Origin of the sequence: Merdimonas faecis, from assembly GCF_001754075.1 — a bacterium.
In the GTDB taxonomy this organism is placed as follows: Bacteria; Bacillota; Clostridia; order Lachnospirales; family Lachnospiraceae; genus Merdimonas; species Merdimonas faecis.
The window spans coordinates 125,185-143,315 of record NZ_MIEH01000014.1 but is presented as its reverse complement, the minus strand read 5'-3'; the positions used below and the strand labels follow the sequence as shown (position 1 = coordinate 143,315).

General features: G+C 47.3%; 18 protein-coding genes. 2 read left to right on the top strand and 16 right to left on the bottom strand.

Features of this window, described 5'->3' with window-relative positions; all coding sequences use genetic code 11:
* Positions 1-19: 19 nt before the first annotated feature.
* Positions 20-1,390, bottom strand: coding sequence for a PhoH family protein (locus tag BKD12_RS06520; RefSeq protein WP_070088494.1), 1,371 nt, complete (start codon positions 1,388-1,390; stop codon positions 20-22).
* Between the two features lie 124 nt (positions 1,391-1,514).
* Between BKD12_RS06520 and BKD12_RS06515 the strand changes: the two genes are divergently transcribed.
* Complete coding sequence (locus BKD12_RS06515) at positions 1,515-2,414, top strand: DMT family transporter (protein ID WP_070088493.1); 900 nt, start codon at positions 1,515-1,517, stop codon at positions 2,412-2,414.
* Here the strand turns inward: BKD12_RS06515 and cysK are convergent.
* From cysK to BKD12_RS06490, 5 genes are all read right to left on the bottom strand, one after another.
* The gene (cysK, locus tag BKD12_RS06510) at positions 2,384-3,319 is read right to left on the bottom strand and encodes a cysteine synthase A (RefSeq protein WP_070088492.1); all 936 of its coding nucleotides are present in this window, start codon (positions 3,317-3,319) and stop codon (positions 2,384-2,386) included. The two genes, BKD12_RS06515 and cysK, sit on opposite strands and share 31 nt — an antisense overlap.
* A 91-nt stretch (positions 3,320-3,410) precedes the next feature.
* Positions 3,411-4,325 carry a magnesium transporter CorA family protein gene (locus BKD12_RS06505; protein ID WP_242872725.1) on the bottom strand — a complete coding sequence of 305 codons (915 nt, stop codon included), beginning with the start codon at positions 4,323-4,325 and terminating at the stop codon, positions 3,411-3,413.
* A 2-nt stretch (positions 4,326-4,327) separates the two neighbouring features.
* Positions 4,328-6,388: a polyphosphate kinase 1 gene (ppk1, locus tag BKD12_RS06500; protein ID WP_070088491.1), complete on the bottom strand. Its 2,061-nt coding sequence runs from the start codon at positions 6,386-6,388 to the stop codon at positions 4,328-4,330.
* A gap of 149 nt (positions 6,389-6,537) precedes the next feature.
* Positions 6,538-7,047: a GNAT family N-acetyltransferase gene (locus BKD12_RS06495; protein ID WP_070088490.1), complete on the bottom strand. Its 510-nt coding sequence runs from the start codon at positions 7,045-7,047 to the stop codon at positions 6,538-6,540.
* 15 nt (positions 7,048-7,062) lie between these two features.
* Positions 7,063-7,425, bottom strand: a complete 363-nt coding sequence (locus tag BKD12_RS06490) for an MGMT family protein (protein WP_070088551.1) — start codon at positions 7,423-7,425, stop codon at positions 7,063-7,065.
* Positions 7,426-7,547: 122 nt separating this feature from the next.
* Here BKD12_RS06490 and rd point away from each other — a divergent pair, with 122 nt between their 5' ends.
* Positions 7,548-7,709, top strand: a complete 162-nt coding sequence (gene rd / locus BKD12_RS06485; protein WP_070088489.1) for a rubredoxin — start codon at positions 7,548-7,550, stop codon at positions 7,707-7,709.
* On the opposite strand, the gene BKD12_RS06480 is transcribed toward rd, so the two are convergent.
* The 10 genes from BKD12_RS06480 to BKD12_RS06435 all read right to left on the bottom strand — a co-directional run bounded on the left by BKD12_RS06480 (position 7,710) and on the right by BKD12_RS06435 (position 18,117).
* A complete protein-coding gene (locus tag BKD12_RS06480) occupies positions 7,710-10,211 on the bottom strand; it encodes a glycoside hydrolase family 3 protein (RefSeq protein ID WP_083262867.1) in 2,502 nt (833 codons plus the stop codon).
* Positions 10,212-10,231: 20 nt separating this feature from the next.
* On the bottom strand, positions 10,232-10,954 hold the full coding sequence (locus tag BKD12_RS06475; RefSeq protein ID WP_070088488.1) for an AlkZ-related protein: 723 nt from the start codon (positions 10,952-10,954) through the stop codon (positions 10,232-10,234).
* A gap of 34 nt (positions 10,955-10,988) precedes the next feature.
* Positions 10,989-11,210, bottom strand: a complete 222-nt coding sequence (locus BKD12_RS06470) for a hypothetical protein (protein WP_070088487.1) — start codon at positions 11,208-11,210, stop codon at positions 10,989-10,991.
* Between the two features lie 91 nt (positions 11,211-11,301).
* Positions 11,302-11,760 carry a very short patch repair endonuclease gene (locus BKD12_RS06465; protein ID WP_070088486.1) on the bottom strand — a complete coding sequence of 153 codons (459 nt, stop codon included), beginning with the start codon at positions 11,758-11,760 and terminating at the stop codon, positions 11,302-11,304.
* Positions 11,761-11,782: 22 nt separating this feature from the next.
* Positions 11,783-12,835, bottom strand: coding sequence for a hypothetical protein (locus BKD12_RS06460; protein ID WP_070088485.1), 1,053 nt, complete (start codon positions 12,833-12,835; stop codon positions 11,783-11,785).
* 3 nt (positions 12,836-12,838) lie between these two features.
* Positions 12,839-14,065 carry a DNA cytosine methyltransferase gene (locus BKD12_RS06455; protein WP_070088484.1) on the bottom strand — a complete coding sequence of 409 codons (1,227 nt, stop codon included), beginning with the start codon at positions 14,063-14,065 and terminating at the stop codon, positions 12,839-12,841.
* 259 nt (positions 14,066-14,324) lie between these two features.
* Positions 14,325-14,927 (bottom strand): hypothetical protein, encoded by a 603-nt coding sequence (locus tag BKD12_RS06450; RefSeq protein WP_070088483.1) that lies wholly within the window; start codon positions 14,925-14,927, stop codon positions 14,325-14,327.
* A gap of 190 nt (positions 14,928-15,117) precedes the next feature.
* Entirely contained in the window at positions 15,118-16,236 is a 1,119-nt protein-coding gene (locus BKD12_RS06445; RefSeq protein WP_070088482.1) for a 4-hydroxybutyrate dehydrogenase, read from the bottom strand.
* Between the two features lie 50 nt (positions 16,237-16,286).
* Entirely contained in the window at positions 16,287-17,681 is a 1,395-nt protein-coding gene (locus tag BKD12_RS06440) for an MDR family MFS transporter (RefSeq protein ID WP_070088481.1), read from the bottom strand.
* The gene (locus tag BKD12_RS06435) at positions 17,665-18,117 is read right to left on the bottom strand and encodes a MarR family winged helix-turn-helix transcriptional regulator (RefSeq protein WP_070088480.1); all 453 of its coding nucleotides are present in this window, start codon (positions 18,115-18,117) and stop codon (positions 17,665-17,667) included. The genes BKD12_RS06440 and BKD12_RS06435 overlap by 17 nt, the downstream gene beginning before the upstream one ends.
* Positions 18,118-18,131: the final 14 nt, after the last annotated feature.

Below are 18,131 nucleotides of genomic sequence, written 5' to 3'. Positions count from 1 at the left end.
CGCTATGTTATCTCATATTTTATAATCTCTGAATTGCATCCATTGCCAGAGCAGAGCGCTCACATTCCTCTGCCGACATTGTGACCTGCCAGCACAGCGGGCTTCCCTTCATTTTCTCGGATGCATAGCTAAGTCCGTTGGTCCGTTCATCCAGAAATGGTTTGTCAATCTGTCCCGGATCTCCCAGCAGGATGATCTTTGTTCCCGCGCCCGCCCTGGTAATGATGCCTTTGACCTGATTCGGCGTCATATTCTGCGCTTCATCAATGATCAGATAGGTCTTTACAAACGATCTGCCTCGGATAAAGTTCAAAGCCTCCGTCTGTATAATCCCCCTGGCAAATATTTCTTCAATCTTTCCTCTGAGTTCGGTTTCGTCTTTATAACGTTCTTCTTCATTCGAGTCAATCAGCTGTTCCAGATTATCAATGACCGGACGCATCAGAGGCGATATTTTCTCCTGTTCATCCCCGGGCAGAAAACCGATGTCTTCGTCAAACTGTGCATTTGGGCGGCAGATCAGAATCCGCCGGTATTCTCCGGACGGGTGATTCACGATTTTTTCCAGTCCTACCGCCAGCGAATAAAAGGTTTTTGCCGTCCCCGCCATTCCTTTTACGATCACAAGTGGAGCTTCCTTCGCCGGCTTCATCAGCGCTTCCTGAAGAAAGTACTGCCCTGCATTTCTTGGCGCTACTCCGTATGGTGTGCTTTTCCGATATTCCAGCGGCACTACCTTTCCCGCGGACACTCTCCCCAGATGTGTTTTCTTCACAGATTGATCCGCCTTCAGTATCACGAACTCATTTTCCACCAGCTCTGGTATCCTCCGGTTCCCGTCTCCATCTGTCTGATACAGTGCCGCAATTTCGATCCCTTTTTTTCGGAACTCCTTAAATCTCTCCTCCGGCACGAAGCACGAAGTCCGGCCGCTGTACTGCTCTTCCTCCGGAATTACCTGCTCTGTACTGAAGTCCTGGGCTTCAATCCCCAGGATCTGTGCTTTCATCCTCAGAACCAGGTCTTTCGTCACCAGTACAACCGGCACATTCCCTTCCGCCAGTCCCTTGCAGACCTTCAGAATACGATTGTCCGCCTTATCCTCCGGAAGGCTTTCCGGCAGCATCACCGACACGCAGTTAGACTCCACCCGCAGGAATCCGCCGTGTTCCAGTTCCACTCCTTTAAGAAGGTCTCCCCGTCCCCGGAGCTTTTCCAGGAACCGGATCACGCGCCTTGCATTTGCGCCGCGCTCGCCCTCAGACTTCTTCAGTCCGTCCAGCTCCTCCAGAACCACCAGCGGAAGGATCACCTGGTTATCCTCGAAGCATTGCAGCGCATACGGCGCCTGGATCAGTACATTCGTGTCGATGACATAGCTCTTTACCATACACAGCTCTCCTTTTATACATGCTATTTTTCTTTATATAAATTATAACAAAATGTAGTAGCCGCTTCTTTCTTTCCCTGTAAATCTTGTGTTAAAATAAATAAAAATGCGGAGGTCCCCTCTTATGCATCAAAGAAAAGCTATTTATACCTTATTCATTTTTATCCAGAGCCTGATTTACGGCATCGGCAATCCGGCAACAAAGGTTGCCTACAAGAGCATCACGCCTCTATGGCTTCTGGCCGCCCGTTTTACCCTGGCATTTCTTTTGTTCCTGCTCCTGTTTGGGCGCAGGATACTGCCATGCATAAAAAAAGTCAGCTGGAAGACCTGGCTGCCTTCCTCTCTCTGCTGCGCCGGAGCCTATATTTCCTGCAACCTGGCACTTAACCTGACCGCTGCTACCAATGTGGGATTCATCATGTCCCTGCCCGTATTATTTACTCCATTTCTTGCCTCTGTGATTTTTCACCGTCCCTATGTATTCAAAAAACTCCCCCTGCAGCTTTTGACAATCGCAGGACTGTTCCTGCTGTGCTGCAATGGAGGAGTTTTTTCATTTGGCATCGGGGAAGCGCTGGCTCTGCTGGACGCCTTTTGTCTGGCCGGTGTTCTTGTCTTTGGCGAATCTGCAATGAAAGAAATGGACGTCACCGCCGTGACTGCCGCACAGATCGGTGTTACAATGATCCTGAGCCTGGCCGGCGCTCTGCTTTTTGACGACATTACCGTGCTTGCCGGCGTACAGCCTGATGCATGGCTGGTAGTCCTTTATCTGGCCGGCGGATGCACGATCCTGGCATATCTGCTTCAGAACCATGCCGTAACCCATCTGTCTGCCTCTGTCGTTTCCATGCTCCAGTGCACCCAGCCCATTCTGACTTCCGCAGCCGCCTTCTTTCTGCTGGGAGAGACTCTCAGCGGCCCCGGCCTTATAGGAGCCGTCCTGATCATCCTCTGCCTCATTCTGGATGGCAGACTGGATGCCCGCCTCTACTCTTCCACAAAGAGAGGAGTCGAATAGTATCTGTCTCCACTGTCCGGGAGAATCGCCACGATTGTTTTTCCCTTGTTTTCCGGCCTCTTTGCCATCTCGATCGCTGCGGACAAGGCAGCTCCTGAAGAGATCCCAACCAGAATCCCTTCTTTTTTTGCCAGCAGCTTTGCAGCCTGGAACGCTTCTTCGGCACCTGCTCTGTAGACCTCATCATAAATTTCCGTATTCAGGATTCGTGGCACAAACCCTGCACCGATCCCCTGCAGCTTATGCGGCCCCGCTTCTCCACCGGAAAGAACCGGAGAATCCGCAGGCTCCACTGCCACAATATATATTCCGGCATTTCGGGATTTCAGATATTCCCCGGCTCCGGTAATCGTCCCTCCGGTTCCGACACCCGCAACAAGAATATCTGCCTTTCCTTCTGTATCCTCCCAGATCTCCGGGCCGGTGGTCCGGCGGTGTGCTTCTGCGTTTGCCTGATTATCAAACTGCCCCGGCAGGAAGCTTCCCGGTATCTCCGCCGCCAGCTCCTGTGCCTTTTCAATCGCACCTTTCATCCCTTTCCCGCCTTCTGTCAGAACCAGTTCCGCTCCATAGGCCTTCAGGATATTACGCCGCTCCACGCTCATGGTTTCCGGCATGGTCAGGATCATGCGGTATCCTTTGGCTGCAGCCAGTGCAGCCAGTCCGATCCCGGTATTTCCAGATGTAGGTTCGACAATCACGGAACCCTCTTTCAAGAACCCTTTCGCCTCTGCGTCTTCGATCATAAACTTTGCCGCCCGGTCCTTGACGCTTCCGGCCGGATTGAGATATTCCAGCTTTACAAGAATCTTAGCTAAGAGCCCCAGTTCCTTTTCTATCCCCGCCACTTCCAGCAGAGGTGTCCTCCCGATTAGTTCCTCTATATTCTGATAAATTTTTCCCATAAAAATCCCGCCTTTCCAAAGTAAGTGTTTTCTTGGCAGTGTAGACTACCGGCACCTATTTGTCAAGGCGGTATTTGATAATTCTTCTCAATTACAATATCTTTTTCTTTTTAAAGAAGATGATACATACAGCTACCACGATCAGGCTCAGCAGGATCACACCCGGATATCCGTGCTTTAATTCCGGCATATTCTGAAAATTCATCCCATACCAGCCGGTAATCAATGTCAGCGGAAAGAAAATCGTGGATACCACGGTCAGGAACTGCATATTTTTATTCTGCACCGCATCTACCTGTGCCTGATAGGTATCCCGTACCTGCTGGGCATATTCCAGCAGGTAGCCGGTCCGTCCCATCAGCCGGTCTGCCCGGTCCGCAATCGTGCCAAAATATTTCAGCTGTTTTCTGGCAAAGAAGCCGTTTTCATTCTCCTCCAGCTCCTTTCCCATATCCATCAATTCATCATAATAACCCCGAAGAGTCAGAAGTTCCCGGCGTATCGGGCTGATCTTGCTTTGAAAACCTTCCGTCTTCCCGTCCGCCACTCTTTCTTCCATCCCCATGATCAATCGCTCATACCGGCCCAGGAGTTCCAGATCCCGGCTCATAAACTGTCCGATGAAATTATACAAAAACCGCTCCCTGGTATCTCCCTGGTTCGTCTTGCTCCGCCGGATCCGGATGATCAGCCGTTTTGCAAAATCATCATCATCCACGATCACGATGTGGTGCTGATTAATAAAAAACAGCATCCGGTAGCGGCTTCCCAGCACATCCAGGAGTTTGGGTATACAGAGGGAGCCCGCAAGGCACTCCTGCTGGGTTTCCAGCTTACAAAAACCAACTTCCGCAAGACTGATCTCCCCGTCATACACCATACCCGCCATCTCCATTGCGCGGGGCGCATGTCTGGAATCCGTGATAAACACTGACGGCCTGCCATCTGACATCACCTGCTCTTCTTCAATTTTTTCCAGGATCTCTCCCAATGCCAGTATGATCAAGATCAGGACCTCTCTTTCGGAAGATTCTGCTCATACGCCTCTGCGTAAAAATACTCCTGGGAATTCAGCGGAGCCTTTTCGTTCTTTACACGGACATAAGTCCCGTCGCTTTCAAGTTCTCTTGCCTGCTGGTTGTCATTCAGCATTGTATGGAACATTCCCTTCAGGCGCTCCTTTAAAACAGGGTCAAGCACAGGTGCAGCCACCTCTACGCGGCGGATTGTATTTCTGGTCATAAAGTCCGCTGATGCAATATATATCTTTTCCCGTTCTCCAATTCCGAATATATAGATCCGTGAATGTTCCAGGAATCTGCCCACGATACTGATCACCCGTATATTTTCTGTCATTCCTTCCACACCCGGAATGAGACAGCAGATTCCTCTGACCACCAATTCTACCTTTACCCCTGCCTGGGAAGCATCTATCAGGCGGTCGATGATCCTTTTATCAGTCAGAGAATTAATCTTTACGCCAACATACGCCGGCTCCCCGTTTCTTGCATGTTCAATCTCTTCGTCGATCATATCGAGCACCTTGTTCTGAAGACATTTTGGTGCAACCAGAAGCGTGTGGGATTCCTCCAGCACCTCTCCCATGGCCAGAGCCTGGAATACAGCAGCCGCCTCCTGCCCGATTTTAGGATCGCAGGTCATGACAGAGAGATCCGTATAGAGCCTTGCTGTTTTTTCGTTATAATTTCCCGTGCCAATCTGAGTAATATACTCGATCTGTCCTTCTTTTTTCCTGGTAATAAGACAAAGCTTGGAATGAACTTTATAGCCGTCCAGTCCGTAGATCACATGACATCCCGCATCCTCCAGACGCCTTGACCACTCAATATTATTTTCTTCATCAAACCGGGCCTTCAGCTCTACCAGCACCAGTACTTCCTTTCCGTTTTCCGCAGCCTCGATCAGCGCTTCCACCACCTTGCTCTGTCTCGCAACACGGTACAATGTCATCTTGATAGAAACTACACTGTCATCGTTTGCCGCCTCCCGAAGCATGTCCAGGAAGGGACGGATGCTTTCAAACGGATAGGAAAGGAGTTTGTCCCCTTCCTCGATCTGCTGCAGGATGGGCACCCCGCTCCGGAACTGCGGAGATTTCTGCGGAACCCGTTTTTCATAGAACAATTCCGGCACATGCCGCAGCATATCCTGAATCTGGAATACAAAAGAAAGATCCAGCGGACTTTCTCCACGGAACACATACTTTTTACTCACTTCCAGATATTCGCAGAGAACATCTACAATATCCCCGTCAAGCTCCCGTGACAGCTCCAGACGCACCGGAGCCAGACGTTTTCTCTTTTTAATAACCTTCACCATGAATTCACGGTAATCCAGATCCTCATCATAAAGAGCGTCCGCATCAATGTCCGCATTCCTGGTCACCCGGATCAGAGATTTTGCTTTTACAAAATATCCCGGGAACACCTTTGGAATAAAATGAAGGATCAGTTCTTCGGATAGCATGTAAGTCCCCTCCTGTCCCGGCACTTCAATAAGCCGCGGGAACACTCCGCTTCCACAGGGGATCAGACCCAGCTTTTCTTTTCCGTTCTTACGCTGCAGCACTACCACTGCATATATTTCCCGGTTCCGGATAAATGGGAATGGCTGCCGTTTTCCCACTACAGTCGGGGAGATCAGCGGTGCGATCTCTGAATCAAAATACCGTTCCAGATATTCGCTTCCCTTTCTCCCGATCTTCTGGAAATTGACCAGCTTAATTCCCTGCTTCTCTATTTCTTCCATCAGTTCCGCATATACTGCATCTTTCCTGCGGTTCAGCTTTGTGACCTGAGAAAGGATTGCCATAATCTGCTCTTTTGCAGTCATCTTTGTCTTATTATCTCTAAGATCCTTTGACAGCATCATCTGATCCACAAGAGACCCCACTCTGACCATAAAAAATTCGTCCAGGTTCGTCTGATAGATAGAGGCAAAAGACAATCGTTCGCACAACGGCACACTTCTGCTTTCCGCTTCCTCCAATACCCGTTCATTAAACTTCAGCCAGGACAGTTCCCTGTTCATATACACGCTATTATTCATTTGTACACCTGCTCTTCCCAATATATTTCATCATTCATATGTCGGCTTAAGACCGGCCAGGGCCGGTCTTAAGTCTTCATTATATTTAGTGTACTAAACTTACACAGATACAGCTACGTTCTTTTTGTTAAATCTATGTAAAATCCTGGCTATAACATCATTCCCATAATGTACAGATCATAATACTCCCCATTGAGCAATGTGGAGTTTTTCCGGCAGCCTTCCACCTGAAATCCCATCTTGAGATACAAAGACACTGCCATTATATTATCCGCTCTGGTATCCAGACTGATCCTGGTAGTCACACCATTTCCTCTTGCCCAGTCGATCAGCTTTTTGATCAGTGTTGTACCGATTCCCTGTCCCTGGTATTTTTTTGCTACAACGATCCCCAGCTCGCCATCGTGTCTTGCTTTGATCTTATGTGTAGAGCTGATGGTCGCAATCCCTGCAATCTCTTCCCCGTCCATAGCAAGAAGCATGATATTAGTGTCATTCCCTTCCAGTTCCCTGATTGCAGCCTCCTGAGCCGCCGCATCCAACGGATACTCATCCTTTTCAAAGCTCAGATAGCTGGTCTCGCCGCCTACATAATTATAAAAATCCACAATGTTTTTTGCATCAGACACTTCCGGTCTGCGATACGTAATTTCTGCCATAATTGTTCTCCTTTGTCATATATTCTTTTCTTCAAATATCCTGCGGAACGCTTCCGCTTCTTCCATCGAATTCCTCCAGCCGTATTTTTTCAAGTCCGTTTTCCACCCTTTTTCTGTCTGTCGGACTTCCACTCCTTCCGCCTCCAGAAGAAGCTTCTGCATATCATGCGTTTCAAAAGAAGCTGCGCCGCTTAAACGCCCGCTGCTTCCCAGGATCCGCCAGGCCGGCACCTCTCCCAGACGACCTTTATTCAGTGCATACCCTACCTGTCTTGCATTTTTCGGTTTCCCGCACAAAAGCGCAATCTGACCGTAGGTTGCCACCCTCCCTTCCGGGATGCTTTCACATACGATCCTGGCTCTCTGGTAAAAATCCATATTTCTGCCTCTTTCCTTCCTTTTTTTCCCAACCCGGACTCTTTCACGCAAACAGGCTTTACAAACCTCCGGTAGAGTTGTTATAATACAAGCGAATCTAATAATGATAGGAGGATATCATCATGAAAAAATATGTATGTGAACCATGTGGATATGTATATGATCCAGAAGTTGGTGATCCGGATAACGGAATCGCTCCTGGAACTGCTTTTGAAGATCTCCCGGAGGATTGGGTATGCCCGATCTGCGGAGTTGGAAAAGATGAATTTACAGAAGAGGCGTAATCACGCCTCTTCTTTTTTTAGTCTCCGATAAGCCTGGTAGATCCTGGAGCTCATAATCCCCTGGAGCACTCTTCCGGCACAACGTTTTAAATCTTCTTCCTCCAGTATGCCTTCCTCCAGAGCCTTCTTTAATTCCCGTGCTGCCTTTTTCCCTCCAGGCATCAGAAGATCATTCCCTGCTTCAATTGCTTTCACATGGCTTCCCAGACCCTTTCCAGTCGCATACCAATCCGTCATTACCAGGCCGTCAAAACCCCACTCGTCCCGCAGGACATGGGTCACCAGGTCCATACTATTATTGGCATAAGTCCCGTTTACCTTGTTGTAGCTGGTCATCACCGCTCCGGGACGCCCTTCTCTTACCGCAATCTCGAAGCCCTTAAGATAAATTTCCCGCAAAGCCCTTTCATTTACATTTGCGTTCATGCGGTTCCGGTTCTCCTCCTGGTTATTGCAGCAGAAATGCTTGACCGTCACAAAGCAGCCCTTCCTTGTCTGAACCCCTCTGCTCATGGCCGCCGCCATCTTTCCGGTGAGCAGCGGATCCTCGGAGAAATATTCAAAGTTCCTTCCGCACAGAGGATTTCTGTGTATGTTCATACCTGGAGCAAGCCAATAGGTGATCCCGTAGGCTTCCATTTCTTTTCCGACTGCTTCTCCCACCCTTTCGATCAATTCCGTATTCCATGTCTGCGCCAATGCAGTTCCCACCGGAAAAGAGGTGGTAAACTGATAGACACAGGGCTGCCGCTCCTGATTGCCAAGCATCACTTTCTTCACTGGTTCCGGCAAACACCCCATGACAGAAACATTGGGTTCTGTACCTTTTACCGTTCCTCTCCTTGTGACTGCCGAGACTTTCTGAAGCCGCAATCCCGCCGGTCCGTCAGCCATACAGATATTCGGAATCCCCTTCTTCTGCAGGGCCGACGTGGTACACCCGGCTACTCCCGGAGCCTCAAAGAATTTATTCCCGCCGGATCCGCCGTCACCTGACACCAGGTCGCACAACTCTTCTCCTGTGAGTTTTTCCAGAAGCTTTCGGGTATATGGGAACAGCGCATCTGCCTTTTCTTCATAGGAATACGTAACCGTCTCTACCGCATCATCTTCTATAATATATCGTTCTAATTCTCCGTCCTGATATTCACAGGTATCCATATTCATCGGAGGCTCAATCTCTCTGACCGCATGCTCCCTTCTGCAGATATTCCTGCAGACTGCCGCCGTGATCTCTTTTCTTGCCTCCATCACAGCTGCCGGGGTTGTATTTCGGCTGGACGTTCCAAGCTTCAGCACATAGTCCCCTGCTTCCAGCACATAGGAGCCATCTTCTTCTCTATAGGATGTCAGATCTCTTAGGTCAAACGCGAGCGTAAGCTCCTGGCTCTCTCCTGGCTGCAGTTCTCCGGTTTTTGCAAATGCGGCCAGCCTCTGATATTCCTTATTCATTCCTGTCTGCGGGCAGCTTACATACAGCTGAAGGGTTTCCTTTCCGGCATATGCTTTTCCCGTATTTGTTACCCGGGCACACACTCTGACCTTGCTTCCGCTAAGCTCCACGGATTTCTTCTCCACAGAAAATGTGGTATATGATAATCCATGTCCAAAAGGATATCTGGGTTCCACTCCATAAGTGTCAAAATACCGGTATCCCACGTAAATGCCTTCCCGGTAATATTCTTCATCCGTATTGCCATTCAGATAACTGTAGTCCATGGCTCCTGGAATATCTTCGTAATTTTTCGGCCAGGTATCGCTCGTCTTTCCGGAAGGCGATGTCTTCCCACAGACCAGATCCGCAAAAGCACTGCCTCCCATCATTCCCTGCTGCGAATAATAGACCACGGCATTAATTCCCGGGATTTCCTCCAGAAAGCTCATATCAAATACGGATCCCACATTGACCACAACGATCATTTTCCCGTAATTGGCAGCGCACATGGCCAGCCCCGCCTTTTCCTCATCCGAAAGCCGGTATCCTTTTTCACCAAGGCTCCTGTCTGTGCCTTCTCCCGCCTGCCGTGCGACCACATAAATACAGGTGTCTGTATCAGAATCTTTCACATCTTGTTCCGTAACCGGCTGGCTGGAGGGATACTGATACGGGCTGCTTATAAAATTGATCATGTCCAGCTTCCATGGTTTCAGAAGCTTGCGCTGGAACTCTGCCGCATATTCCTTTTCACCTTCCTGGTAACGTTTTGCGTACTCTTCGATCCATCTCCTGGTCGTTACCGTAAACCCGGCCTTTTCCATTCCCTCTAAAATAGAGACCACATGCCGTTCCCGTACTTCTCCGGATCCGGTTCCTCCTTTGATCGTCATCCCCGCACCCGCACCGTACAATGCGATCTTTCCCGGCTTAAGCGGCAGGGTCCCATCATTTTCCAGGAGCACGATCCCCTCCAGCGCCGCCTCATACGAAATCCTGCGGTTATCCCGTTCTAAACCGGTCTCGACATCTGTAAATGCCGCCTTATTTCTGATCTTCATTTTCATGGCTATTCCCTCCCGATGATTTATTTACACACTTTCCGGATCTGTTTATCAGCAGCTTCCGGATAAAATGTTTTTACCTGCTCCAGGATTCTTTTTCCTGACTCTTCCGGAGACTCCCGATACGCCCCGGACACCAACTCATATCCCCAGAGTTCTTCCGGCGTGGCATAAACAGAAACCGCCATTCCGTAGGCCTGTCCTTTTCGATTTCTCTTCTGCCTGAAATCCCTGGTCACCAGATAGGTCTGCATCTGAAGCTCTGTCACGACACCGTTGAAATTTTTCTCGCCGCCTTTGCCAAAGCCGGCATCTTTTTTCAGTTCATAGGATGGATACTCTTTACGCACCTCAAAAAGATCCATGATTTTTTTACTCCGATATCCTGAAAGCCCGTCTTCCCACCTGGCGTCGAAATCATATCCATCCCGCCGGTAATTGGCAAAATAAGGGAACCACCGGAGCGAAATGAACCCGGCTTTTTTATTAAAAAACTTCCCGTAGGCTACTTTTTCACTCCTGGCAATAATAGCCCGCCACTCCCAGGGATCCTGCTTCGGGTCGCCAGTCCACCAAAAGAGCGGCGACGTCTTTTCCTCCACAGAAAATCCCTCCACCTCATTTTTAAAGAGGGGCAAAAAGCCGACCGCATCTACATATTCTATTAACTCCTGCCAGGAACGGATGCGGTCCGGACTGTCCCAGTCTGCGCCGTGCAGAATCCATTCTCCATTTTCCAAGGCCATGGCTTTCATCTCCTTTTCTTCACCCCGGCATTTCTCAATAAATCTTTTTTATCTCCTGTCCGTCTCTGATTCCGTATTCATTTCGAAAGATTATCAAATCTTTCTCATCTTTGATCAGACAAATGTCTGTAAATTTACCTGTCGTGATTTCCTGAAAACCGGCCACCTGCTCTCCATTGCAGATACTACAGCGAATGACCGGAATATGTGTCTCCGGATTATAAGCCGACATCATTATCCTTTTTTTATGAAACATATCTCTCCTCCAACAGCTTACTTCTACCTTGATTTTCTATGACAAATCACTTAAACTTAATATTCTTATAACCTTTAAATTTTATCTTCACTTATTCCTCTGTCTCATAGCTATTGTCAAATTCAGCCAGTTTAATTTCAAATATCGTCTCTTCTATAACCCTGACACATTCGTCTGTTTGAGATAATATCTCTTTCCCCCAAAATCTTAAAACAGTCCACCCCATAAAACAAAGCGTTTGATTAACTTCATAATCTCTATGACGGTTTTTTTCAATTTTATTGACCCAAAAATCCGGATTTTTCCCCCGCTCTAATTTTGGTTTTAAGATTTCCCAATCTTTTCCATGCCAAAACTCTGCATCACAAAAAATAGCAAGCTTATACTTTGTAAAAACAATATCCGGCTTTCCCGGAAGATTTGTTACATTTTTCCGGTATCTGTATCCTCTACGCCATAATTCTTTGCAGAGCTTAACCTCAATATTTGTATTTTTAGAATGCACAGATCCCATAATCCTATGTGTCTGCTCCTGAGTATACCTTCCCATAGCCATGACACCTCTTCTTAAATTAAATATTCTCTTTTAGCATATCGACAAATTCTTCAATAATTTTCTCTAATACTTTTTCATTATTCATTCCAACAAACCGCTCTAAAGATTTGTTTTTTCCGATTAATTCATTGGAAATCTTAATATTCTCTTTTACTAACTCCGTCCATTTTTCTATTCTTTCTTCTCTTGTTTGCACATCACATTTCCAGTATTTCAAAACTTCTTCATTGGACATACTTTCGATACGATTAACAATTTTATCAATATTAGAAACCGCTCTATACATGATCGCCGATAAATACATATCTTGATAAAACTCAATTCCTCCCGCCGAAAAAATATCCCTGACATTCCCGCACCAAACAAGACAGCTATAAACCAACCACGGAGTAAAATTGCTATAGTCACATCCAAACACCTCTGGAAACAAAGCCATTCCATCACATAAGTACATATTTTTTTCTTCTAAACTCAATTCGGCATAAGATATAGTTTCCCCTTCGCTCCACCAAGTCGACTTATTTGTCCTCAGTAATTGTCTTATTTTTCTGTTTAATTCGTCACCTGAAAGGTTTAAAAGCTCTTCCGCACGATTACGAGTAAGATAGTCCTCTCCATCTGGTATGTCTAAATCCAGATAAAACCTCGGGCTATGGGTAACTCTTAGGTCTTGCAAACAGTCCTTATATCTTTTAAGCCGTACTTCTGGCCTGTCTCCACCGAATTTCCCCATTATAATATATGTGTCTTCAACATCATTTTTAAGACTTTCAAAGACACTCCCCCCTATTACCTCCCACTTATTTGAATCCGTTTTTTTCACCTCAACACCTATTTTATAACCATACTCTATATCTGTAATTACAAAATCCGGAAACTTTTGGGAACTATGTGTAATTTGCTCTTTATGAAACCCAGATTTAATTAATGCGTCCTGTACAATCTCCTCAAATTCCGTCCCCTTCACTTTTTCTTTTCCACTTTTTTGAAATTTTTCTTGAAGATTATTTTCGATATTCTGCACCGTGTTTTTTAACAATGGTAAATATTTGCTCTCTTTATCACACATGTCTTACCTCTCCTTAAAATAAATTTCCCATTTACTTTCAATGTTTTTTGCTATATTGTACGCCAATACACACGGCACTGCATTTCCAATTATCTTATACGCCTCACTTGCAGAAACACTTTTATTTTCACTTGTCTTTTTCAAAATAAACTGATATTCATCTGGAAATGTTTGAATTCTAGCGCATTCTCTAACTGTCAATCTTCGTTCTTTTAGTCCTTTTTGCAATTCTTCCTCATTTTTTCCGCCATGCTCTATACTCAGGCGACGATATTCAATATTTCCATGATGTTCAGATCTTATTGTTGGACCCACAGCGTCTAATTTAATTTCCGTCTGACCCTGACAATGTTTTCCCATATATTTCGCCTTGGAATATTTTTTTTGCGCTAAATCTTGCGTTCTATCGGGTTCTTCCAAATCAATGAACGCCTCTCTGCAGGTCACATATGGTGCTATTCCATGTCCGTGGGTTTTCATTGGATATGGATCAAAGTGTTCCGGTATCCTTTCTTGTTTAAGCGCTCTTAAAGCTTCATCTCTTAATGCATTTTTTTTAAAGCCAAAGAAAATCACTCTATCCCGAGATTGCGGCACACCATAATCAGCCGCATGAAGAACTTGAGCCGGCACAACAATATATCCTCCTTTCCCTGCCGTGGCAAAATCATGTTCTATAATTTCTTTTGCATCGTTCAAATTTGTCAAACCTTTTACATTCTCGGCAACAAAAAGTTTTGGCTCTGTAATAGAGATCACCTCTCTCATCCACATGTACAATTGTCCTCTGTTTTCTATAGATGGCTCGTCTTTATTCAATGTTTCTCCCAAATGGCTTTTTTGTGAGCGAAAGCCTAATCTTTTCCCCGCTATAGAAAAATCTTGACACGGAAACCCCCCTGTTACTATATCTACCTTTTGGGGAAAAATCAGCTCCCCTTCTTTAGCCCTTTTTACCAAGTCAACAATACTCTCTAGATGGTATATTTTATTTGCATCCCTTTTCTTATTTCCAAAATAAGAAACCCATGCCGCTTTTGCATCAGGCCTGATGTCATTTGCAAAAATTGTATTAAACGTTGTGGGCTTCACTTTAACCCAATCGCCATAATCCTCTTCTACCCATTCTGGATGCACAAATAAATTGATAGATTTTTTTAGGCAGAAAAAATCCCCCTCAAATCCTATGTCCATACCCCCACATCCAGAAAATAAGGAAACCAAATTCATCTGTTTTCTTCACTCCTCATAATTATATATTAAATGAATATTGTCTATTTTTAATACTGTTTTTAACAATCGGAAAGGTATGTTTTATTTTAACATTGCTACAAACAAAAGACAAGAACACCTGTTTATTTTCACTTTCCACTTATCCTATATACCCCTATATCATCACTCCTTTTTACAACAGAAAACTCTCTTCTTGTTAACCGTAGTTTAACAAAAAGAGAGTCCAAAAAACCAGACTTCCAATCTCCAGTCATATTTAGATTAAATTTTTCTTCATCCGCCGCTCAAAAGCCGCCACCAGCTCTGCCTCATTCTCATACCCTCTCACAAGCAGGTATGTCCGCTTTCCCCGTTTCTTATTCGGATACTCTACCCGACACCTCACCCGGTATCCGCTGCCCGTCATTTTCATCCTGTCCACCGAAAGAATCTGCGTCTCTACCCCAATAAGACTGGGTTCCTGACGCATATACCGCTCCAGGATATGGTTCTCTTTCATGCTTTTCTTTACTTTCTGCATCTGGGAAAGCATCTGTATAAATCCTATTACGCCTCTGCCACAGCCGACATATTTCCGGACATCCACTGCAAAAAACCGTCCTTCGTCGTCCTGACAGAACACTGTGCAGTATTGATGGACCTTGCTGCCGATCTTCCTTGCAAGGAATATGACCAGCGCCACTGCCCCCAGGCAGGCAGCCATGGAGATTTCTTTCACTGGCCCGTCCAAGATCAATGTCAGTACGGCAATTCCGCAGGGCACGGCAATGGCCGCGGCTGTCAGCCCAATGATAGACAGGGTGACTCCCGCTGCAAAATGATCCTTCTCCTCCGCACGCTCCTCCATCCAGATCCTCATAGACTTCCCCCTCTTTACAGCTCTTTTCCCGTTTTTTCTTCTTTAATATACAGTCTACCTTCTATCGCTGCTGCATGCAAGAAAAATCATTATTCTACAGCCCGGATGCGCTCCACAATGCTGCCGTCCCGCACCAGGACCCGCCGGATCTGCCTCTTTTCTTCCTGCATCTTACGTTACATCCTCCCACTTAATACAGCTTCCGGTAAATTTCTTCCAGATCCTCCGCCTGGAATTTCACATAGCTCTGATTCAAAAGCCTCTGCTGTGCTTCCTCCACACTTTTTGCAAAGCTTCGGATCTCCTCTTCTTTCATGCCGTATTCGCGGAGAGGTTTGCGCTGGATCAGACGGTTCAGAAGCTTTTCTGTCTCTATATAAACTTCATCCGCATCACAATTCAGGATTCCCGCCAGAAATGTATTTAATTCCCGGATGCCGCCCTCTGGGTCTCTCTCCTGGTATGCCTGGAACACAGCCGTGAGGAACTGATAATTGGCTTCTCCGTGGGTGACATGATATACCCCGCTCAAAGGATAGGACATTGCATGAACTGCCCCTGTTCCTGCATTTCCAAAGGAAATGCCTGCCAGGTTGCTGGCCACAAGGAAGTCTTCAAACAAATGCTCCCGGTAATCCTGCCCTTCCTCTGCAAGCTTCCGGAATCCGGAAAGTAACATCTCCATTGCCTTTTTTGCAAACATCCTGGTGTAGAGATTGCTTTTCGGAGACACATAAGACTCAATCGCATGGATCAATGCATCAATGGCGCTGGTTACAAAGAAATGCCAGGGAAGCTCCCGCAAAAGCACCGGGATCAGCACCGCATCGTCCGCATAGATCTCATCACAGGCCAGCCCCAGCTTGGTATGCATCCCGGTCATTTCCACGATCGATACGTTGGAGACTTCCGATCCTGCGCCGCAGGTAGTCGGCACAGCCACCAGGCGATGGATCTTTTTTAGCGGCGCCTTCCTCTGGTAAATATCCGCAGCCGAAGCGTTTCCCTCCAGTACCAGGATCTTGGCCATATCGATGACCGCTCCACCGCCAATGGCAATGATCCGGTCACAGTCAGTTTTCCGGAAATCTTCAAGGAGAGCATCTACCATAAGATCCGTAGGCTCTCCCTGGCCATACTGGCTCTTATAGCGCACCACCGCGCCTGTATGAGAAAGCTCAGAAAAATGAGCCTCGAATACGGATTTCCCTGCCAGGATAAAGTCGCCTTCTCCCACCTGAAAATCCCGGATGAATTCCGCCGCATATTCATATCGATGTACCACCGGTTTTTCTTCAAATAATTTCATATCTTACGATCCTCCTGTCTACTTATTCACTTATGCATTATTGTAGCATATTACTCTTTTTTCTTCACGAAAAAGATTCCCATCAGAACCAGAAGGATCGTCACTATTGTCATCCAGAAAAATGCCGTGGTCAGCCCGTGGAGCGCCGCCTCGTCCCCATACTTTTCCGCACCGTTCTGGGCGGAAACCGTCATGATGCCTACAAACACCGCTGTCCCCATGGCTCCGGCCACAGTCCGCAGAGAAGTAAGAAGCGCTGTCCCATGGGAAAGCTTTTTAAAGCCAATCCCCTCGGTCCCCCAGGTCACCAGCGGCATCATCAAACAGCCGATCGCCGTGGTGCGAAGCGTGTTCCAGGCAGCTGCCACCCACACCGGAGTGTCCATGGTCAGAAGACACATGCCGCCGCAGCTTACGGCCATGCAGACCGCTCCCGTAACAAACAATATTTTCATGCCCAGCTTATCATAGATTTTCCCCGCAAATGGACTGATGACAGCCATCACCGCTGAACCGGGCAGGACGATCAGGCCGGAAACGGTGGCCGAACATCCCATAATAGACTGTGCGTAAAGCGGCATCAGCATGGAGGATCCCATCATCACAAAATATAAAAGCATACTTCCCACCACGCTGATCGCATAGTTTTTCTTTTTCAGGATCCGCAGCTCCAGGAACGGCTCCTCTAAATGAAGCTGCCGGTATACGAACAGCCCCGAAGCACACAGTCCGATTACCAGTACAGGCAGAACCTGGGCGCTCATAAAGCTGTGGCTTCCGATATTTCCGATTCCCAGTGTCAGACCGCCGAAGGCAAAAATGCTAAGCACAAACGACAGGGTATCGAATTTTTTCCGGACTGTTTCCAGTATGTTGTCAAACACAAAGACCGCCCATACAAGCGAGATCATCATGATGCCGATCGATATGTAAAAAATTGCCCGCCAGCCAAACATATCCACGATGATCCCGGCAAGCGTAGGTGCGATGACCGGCGCCGCCCCGATGGACAGGCCGTACCAGCCCATGGCTGTGCCCCGTTTTTCCGCCGGGTAAATGGTCAGGATGATCACCTGGGCCATGGAGGTTAAGATTCCATTTCCGCAGGCCTGCAGGATCCTGGCCGCCATCATGACCTGAAAGTCAGGCGCAACCACGCACAAAGAAAGCCCCACAATAAACAGCAGCATTCCCGTCAGGAACAGCCGCTTCGTCGGAAACCGCGTGATCAAAAAAGCGGTCAGCGGCATGATGATCCCCATGGCCAGGGAATAACCGCTGGTCAGCCACTGACCCGCAGTCACACTGATCTCAAGATCTGAGATGATCGCGGGCAGGGCGGTGGTCAGCGCCGTGGCCAGCATCGACGAGGCGATGCAGGTGATCACAATATTAATAAAAATCATTGTACGCTTTCTGTCTGTCATCCTAATTTCTGTCTCCATGATCTTCCTCCAGTTCCAAGTAGTAATTCCGAATCTTTTTTAATGTTTGGTAAAAGGAACACTTTTCCTCCTCCGTCAGCCCAGACAGCATTTCCTTGTGGGCAATGGCCCGGTCTTTCCTGACCTGCCCGGCACGCTGCGCCCCCTCTTCTGTCAACGAAGCCAGAAGGACCCTTCCGTCTGCCCTGGACGGTGTCCGACGGACTAACCCCTTCTGCTCCAGCTTTGCCAAGATCTCCCCCGCCGAAGCCGGACGGATCCGCAGGATCCCAGCCAGCTCCTTCTGGCTGATCGGCCCCGTCCTTTCCAAAATAAAAAGACAGCTGTACTGTCCCCGGAACACATCCATATTCCCATAACGATTCTCCGAATAGCTGCGGTTCAGTTTCATCACCTCAAAAAACATCTCCACCACATCTTCGTCTTTTAAGTTCATATCATTCACCCTCT